The sequence below is a fragment of the Corallococcus terminator genome (genome assembly GCF_003611635.1).
GTDB classification, from domain to species: domain Bacteria; phylum Myxococcota; class Myxococcia; order Myxococcales; family Myxococcaceae; genus Corallococcus; species Corallococcus terminator.
In genome coordinates this window covers 1-4199 of record NZ_RAVZ01000527.1, presented here as the reverse complement: position 1 = coordinate 4199, position 4199 = coordinate 1, and the positions used below count along the sequence as shown (strand labels likewise).

The window sequence follows — 4199 nt, the reverse complement described above, 5'->3', positions numbered from 1 at the left end:
CCCCCGGGCTTGAGGCACGGGCCCGGCCGGCCGCTCGCCCCCGAACACACCGTCCCCAGGGGAGGGGGAGCTCGCTTTACATCCCAGGGGACGGGAACGAAGGTCTTCCCCCGGGGTTCACATGCGACGGCCCTGCGCCGTGGCTACATCCGAGGGATTCACCCACGCACCAGAGGGGAGCCGCCGTGGAAGCGAAGGGCTATCTGCAGGAGGTGGGCGCTCAGGTCAGCGCCGACTTCGTCAAGAACCGGTCCATCCTCTCGTTCGAGGAGTACCTGACGCTCTTCTTCGCGGACCCGCGAGGCCAGGCGCGCAACGCGGCGCAGTATCTGCGGGATGTGATGGACCATTACGGCACCGAACAGGTGCCGCACCCCACCGGGACCATCCGGCGCTTCAAGGTCTTCGACGCGCCCTCCACGGACCGGGACGGCCGCGTCGCCGGGCAGGAGGAGATCCAGAACGCGCTCTACCGCCTGCTGGGCAACTTCGTGCGCGCCGGCCGCATCAACAAGCTCATCATGCTGCACGGCCCCAACGGCAGCGCGAAGTCCAGCCTGGTCAACGCGCTGAAGCAGGGGATGGAGGACTATTCCCGCCAGCCCCAGGGGGCCATGTACCGCATCGCCTGGGTCTTCCCGTCGGAGAAGCTCATCAAGGGCTCCATCGGCTTCGGCGAGCGCCCGGGGACGGGCTCCGGCGACGGCGAACTGACCACGTTCGCCCACCTGGATGCGGAGTCCCTGGACCTGCGGATGCCCTGTGAGCTGCGCGACCACCCGCTGTTCGCGGTGCCCCCGTCGGAGCGCAAGAGCCTGCTGGAGGGCGCGCTCAAGAAGAAGGGCCTGGGCGACGGGAAGACGGAGGACTTCATCCTCTCCGACTACCTGCGCGACGGTGAGCTGTGCGCCAAGTGCCGCCGCATCTACATCGCGCTGCTCAACTCCTACGGCGGGGACTACCTCAAGGTCCTGCGGCACGTGCAGGTGGAGCGCTTCTACGTGTCGCGCCGCTACCAGGTGGGCACGGTGACGGTGGAGCCGCAGATGAGCGTGGACGCCGCCGCGCAGCAGATCTCCGCGGACCGCACCCAGTTGAATCTGCCCGCCGCGCTGCACAGCACCGTGCTCTTCGAACCGCACGGCCCGCTGGTGCACGCCAACCGGGGCCTCATCGAATACGCGGACCTGCTCAAGCGCCCGCTGGAGGCGTTCAAGTACCTGCTGGGCTTCAGCGAGACGAGCGAGGTGCCCCTGGAGCCCTTCGTCCTCCAGTTGGACGAGGTGCTCATCGCTTCGTCCAATGAGAAGCACCTGTCCGCCTTCAAGGAGCTGCCGGACTTCGCGTCGTTCAAGGGCCGCATCGAACTGGTGCGCGTGCCGTACCTGCGCCGCTACAAGGTCGAGCAGGAGATCTACGACGCGCAGATCACCGCCACCAGCGTGGGCAAGCACGTCGCCCCGCACGCGACGGAGGTGGCCGCGATGTGGGCGGTGCTCACGCGCCTGAAGAAGCCCATCCCGGACCGCTACCCGCCCAACGTGAAGCCCCTGGTGGATCAGGTGGCGCCGGTGGAGAAGCTGCACCTGTACCAGGAGGGTGGGGCGCCTGGACGCTTGAGCTCGACGAACACCAAGGAGCTGCTCAAGCTGCGCGAGGAGATGTACGAGGAGTCGGAGTCGTATCCGAACTACGAGGGCCGCTCCGGTGCCAGCGCGCGTGAAATCAAGACCGCGCTCTTCAACGCCGCGCAGAACCCCGACTACAAGTGCCTGCACGCGCTGGCGGTGCTGGAGGAGTTGCAGGCGCTCTGCAAGGACAAGAGCGTCTATGAGTTCCTCCTCCAGGAGGTCATGGACGGCTACCACGACCACGAAGCCTTCGTGCGCGTGGTGGAGACCGAGTACCTGGACCGGGTGGACTCGGAGGTGCGCGACTCCATGGGGCTCGTGTCGGAAGGCCAGTACCGGGAGCTGGTGGAGCGCTACATCCAGAGCGTCAGCCACTGGGTGCGCGGGGAGAAGATGCGCAACCGCGTGACGGGCGAATCGGAGAAGCCGGACGAGGCGCGCATGGCGGAGGTGGAGGCCATCGTGATGCCGCAGGGTGAGGCGCCCGCGGACTTCCGCCGGGGGCTCATCGCCTCCATCGGCGCGCACCGGCTGGACAACCCGGAGGGCGTGATGGACTACCCGCGCATCTTCCCGGACATGTTCAAGCGCCTGCGCGACCACTACTTCGAGGAGCGCAAGCGGGTGCTGCGCAAGAACAAGGAGAACGTCCTCAAGTACCTCTCCGAGGACCGCAACCAGCTCTCCGCGCGCGAGCAGTCCCAGGTGCAGGGCACGCTCAAGACGATGGCGGAGCGCTACGGCTACTGCGAGTTCTGCGCGAAGGACGCCATCCTGTTCCTCATGCGCCAGCGCTACGCATGACGTGAGGACGGGCCAGGGCAGGCACCCGCAAGAAGAGGATGCCTGCCCGCCTGCTTTTCAATCCGGGCCCGGGCTCGGGATGATGGGGACCGCTGCCGACTCGCGCGTGTGTCGTCGTCTCCCGTCCCGCCTCTTCCTGCCTGGAGCGTTGATGAACCGGTTGCTGTTGGGCACCCCCGTCCTGTTGGCCCTCGTGTCGTGCGCCAGTGCTCCCTCCCCGGGCGCGGCGCAACCCCCGGTCGCGATGCACACGCAGGCCCCGCTCGTGGTGGAGCGCGTGCGCTCGATGCCCGCGCCCGTGGCCCAGCCGACGCGCAAGGCGATGGTGCGGCGCATCCTCCCGCTCAACGTGCGGCTGGTGACGACGGAGGCCGGCAAGGTGCGCCGCGCGGCGTCGGGCGTCGTGATTGGCACGGAGAATGGTGACGCGGGGCCCGTCAGCTACGTGCTCACCAACGCGCACGCGGTGGAGCAGGGCGACCTGGTAGATCCGGTGCTCAAGGTCGTGTTGGACCGGCGCGCGGAGTCGCACGAATACGCCGCGGAAGTGGTCGCCACGGGCCAGGTGCCGGACGTGGACCTGGCGCTCCTGCGCGTGACGGGCGTGACGTGGCCCGCGGCGGACCTGGCCGGCGACGACGAGCTGGAGCCGGGCGAGGACGTGGTGGTGGCGGCATCCCCATACGGCCGCGCGCTGTCCATCTCCGGCGGCATGGTGTCCCAGGTGGAGTGGGACAAGAAGACGAAGCATCCGCGCATGCTGAAGACGGACGCGCCCATCGGTTACGGGGCCTCCGGCGGCGGCATCTTCAGCATGGAGACGGGCAAGCTCCTGGCCATCGTGGAGGGCTACCGCACCGCGAAGGTGGACTTCGAGGTCGCGGCCCAGAACTTCAGCTTCGATGTCCCCATGCCCGGTGAGACTTTCGCCGCGCCCAGCGCCAAGGTGCGCGGCTTTCTCCAGGCGAAGGGCTTCGGCCGCCTGCTGGAGCGCGGCACGGACGCGGACGGTGCGGGTTCGCAGAAGACCGCGAGTCGCTGATTGGACGTGGCAGGTTCCGTGCTGGATGCGTGAACTGGACAGGGCGTGCCCCGGCGGTAGAGCACGGGGGCACGTCATCCGGAGGTTCGCGCATGTCCGCTCGGGGCAATTGGGATCAGTACTTCATGGACATCGCCCAGCAGGTGGCCACGCGGGCCACCTGTGATCGCAAGCACGTGGGCGCGGTGCTGGTGCGCGACAAGACCATCCTGTCCACCGGCTACAACGGCGCCATCCGGGGCCTGCCCCACTGCGACGACGTGGGCCACATGATGGAGAACGGCCACTGCGTGGCCACCGTCCACGCGGAGGCCAACGCCATCATCCAGGCCGCCAAGAACGGCGTCTCCATCGACGGGGCGACCATCTACACGACCGCCAGCCCCTGCTGGCCGTGCTTCAAGCTGATCGCGAACAGCGGCTGCACGCGCATCGTCTTCGGCGAGTTCTACCGGGACCCGCGCATCTTCGAATACGCCGCCCGCCTGGGCCTCCAGCTCATCGGCGTGGGTCCCGCCGCCCAGCCTCCCGCCCCCGGCACCTGAGGGCCGCACCGTGTCCACGGGTGGACAGACCCTGGACACGCGGTGGGAAGGGGATGGGATCCCCGTTGGCTGAAGGACACTTGGATGCATTCGTAAGTGTGCGTCTCCACACGGGAATTTCAGAACTCCGGCAAGAATTACCGACCCAGGGTTGCCAATCCCCAGGGTGCTCCCTAA

General features: G+C 68.0%; 3 protein-coding genes. All 3 read left to right on the top strand.

The window, feature by feature from the left end; genetic code table 11:
- Positions 1–185: 185 nt before the first annotated feature.
- The 3 genes from D7V88_RS39425 (at position 186) to D7V88_RS39415 (ending at position 4022) form a co-directional block, all read left to right on the top strand.
- Complete coding sequence (locus D7V88_RS39425) at positions 186–2435, top strand: PrkA family serine protein kinase (RefSeq protein WP_120545668.1); 2250 nt, start codon at positions 186–188, stop codon at positions 2433–2435.
- 151 nt (positions 2436–2586) lie between these two features.
- A complete protein-coding gene (locus D7V88_RS39420) occupies positions 2587–3477 on the top strand; it encodes a trypsin-like peptidase domain-containing protein (protein ID WP_120545667.1) in 891 nt (296 codons plus the stop codon).
- Positions 3478–3569: 92 nt separating this feature from the next.
- Positions 3570–4022, top strand: a complete 453-nt coding sequence (locus D7V88_RS39415; protein ID WP_120545666.1) for a deoxycytidylate deaminase — start codon at positions 3570–3572, stop codon at positions 4020–4022.
- Positions 4023–4199 lie beyond the last annotated feature (177 nt).

Coding starts and splice junctions, on each gene's coding strand:
- D7V88_RS39420 (WP_120545667.1), top strand. CDS start 2,587: ATGAACCGGTTGCTGTTGGGCACCCCCGTCCTGTTGGCCCTCGTGTCG.
- D7V88_RS39415 (WP_120545666.1), top strand. CDS start 3,570: ATGTCCGCTCGGGGCAATTGGGATCAGTACTTCATGGACATCGCCCAG.